A 1,642-nucleotide genomic window follows, 5' to 3' on the forward strand; every position below is an offset into this window, starting at 1 on the left:
CCACAGGTTTGTTTGGTGTTCACAAACTTTGTGTTCACTGGAAATCTCTGTGGGAGCTGGCTTGCCAGCGATGACGTAAGCAGGTTCAACACATCAACATCAGGTTCAATACACCCAAACCTCAACCCGCCGATTCTTGATCCTGCCTTCATCCGCACTGTTCGCCGCCACCGGCATCAATGCGCCAAACCCCCGCACCTCGCGCAACACCACGCCGTTCTTCACCAGTTCGCGACGCACCGCCATTGCCCGCAGTTTCGACAGCAGGTCGGCCCGTGCCGGGTCATCTTTCTCGTCGCCAAACCCCACCAGCGTCACCGCGCGCTCGGTCTTGGCGTGGCGCTTTATATAGTCGAGCACCCGCGCCAGATCCTGCCGCGCCTTGTTATCCAGGCTGGCGCTGCCTTCCTCAAAGCGGAAGTTCACCGTCAGACGCTGGGCGTGACGGCTGAGGGATTGATAGCCCTCGGGCATCAGCGCATTCGGGGTGACGGTCATCGCGTGCACGGTCTGGCTGATGAAACCGGTGGCCGCGACAATCTTCTGGCCCTGTGGGCTTTGCGCAAACGCTACCAGTGCCGATGCCCACGGATTCTGGTTGCCGGGTGGCAAATAAAAGAACAGGCGCCGCGACAGCGGATAGTCCTCGGTGGCAATCAGGCTGTTGAGCGGCAACATCGATTGCGATGCGCCGTCAGCGATGGCCACGGCTTTGGCCTGGCGTACATACGGCAGGCCGATGAAACCGATGCCTTGCGGATCGTTGCTCACCGCCTCGGACAATTGCTCGCTGGATTCGAAGCGTTTCGCACTGGAACTCAGGTGTTTCCCGCGACGAGCCAGCACCAGTTCCTTGAACGTGTCGTAGGTGCCGGACTGATCATCCCGCGCATATAAATGAATCGATCCGCCGTGCCCGCCGAGGTCTTCCCAGGTTTTCACCTCACCGCTGAAGATCCGCGCCAGTTGCTCGGTGTCCAGTTGCTGCAGGGGGTTGCCGGGGTGAAGGATGATCGCCAGACCATCGATGGCAATCACTTGCTCGGCCTCAGCGCTTTTCAGGTCGCCGAGCGCTTCCAGGTTGAGCAGTTCGCTGTCCTTGATCGGGCGTGAGGAGGCGGCGAGGTCGGCGCTGGCGGTTTTCAGTGCGGTGAACCCGGTGCTGGAACCGTGGGCGGCGACTTCAATCACCACCCGTTGGCCTTGCGCAGTCTGAGCGACGATGTGTTGTTCGTTGGCGTTGTCGGGGTTTTCGCGGTGAATCTTCAGCAGACCCTGCTCTTGCAGAAAACCTTCGACCAGCGCCGGGCCGAGATCGGCGCCGATGGTGTTGGAACCCTGAATGCGCAATGCCGGGCCGTTTTCGGGGACGGGCAGGGTGGCGGCACTGACCGTCAGCCATGCACTCGACAGAAAAGCGAACAGAACACGCAGGGTCATGCCGGCACCGAATCAGGCCAAGGGGATTGCCGGGGAGATTAAGTCAGGTGCATGACCAAAACATGACAGGGATCCAATGTAGGAGTGAGCCTGTGGTGAGGGGATTTATCCCCGATGGTTGGCGAAGCGACCCAAGATCTTCATTTCGATCGACTAGAGACGACTGGGGCTGCTTCGCAGCCCATCGGGGATAAATCCCCTC

At 60.0% G+C, this 1,642-nt stretch carries 1 protein-coding gene; it reads right to left on the minus strand.

Annotation, left to right across the window (positions count from 1 at the left end):
* Positions 1 to 105: 105 nt before the first annotated feature.
* Complete coding sequence (locus HT737_RS25760; protein WP_182404263.1) at positions 106 to 1,440, minus strand: substrate-binding domain-containing protein; 1,335 nt, start codon at positions 1,438 to 1,440, stop codon at positions 106 to 108.
* Positions 1,441 to 1,642 lie beyond the last annotated feature (202 nt).

This window comes from Pseudomonas sp. MD195_PC81_125 (assembly GCF_014060985.1).
In the GTDB taxonomy this organism is placed as follows: domain Bacteria; phylum Pseudomonadota; class Gammaproteobacteria; order Pseudomonadales; family Pseudomonadaceae; genus Aquipseudomonas; species Aquipseudomonas parakoreensis.

Excerpts from the sequence above, each read along its gene's own strand:
- HT737_RS25760 (WP_182404263.1), bottom strand. The coding sequence starts at position 1,440 with ATGACCCTGCGTGTTCTGTTCGCTTTTCTGTCGAGTGCATGGCTGACG.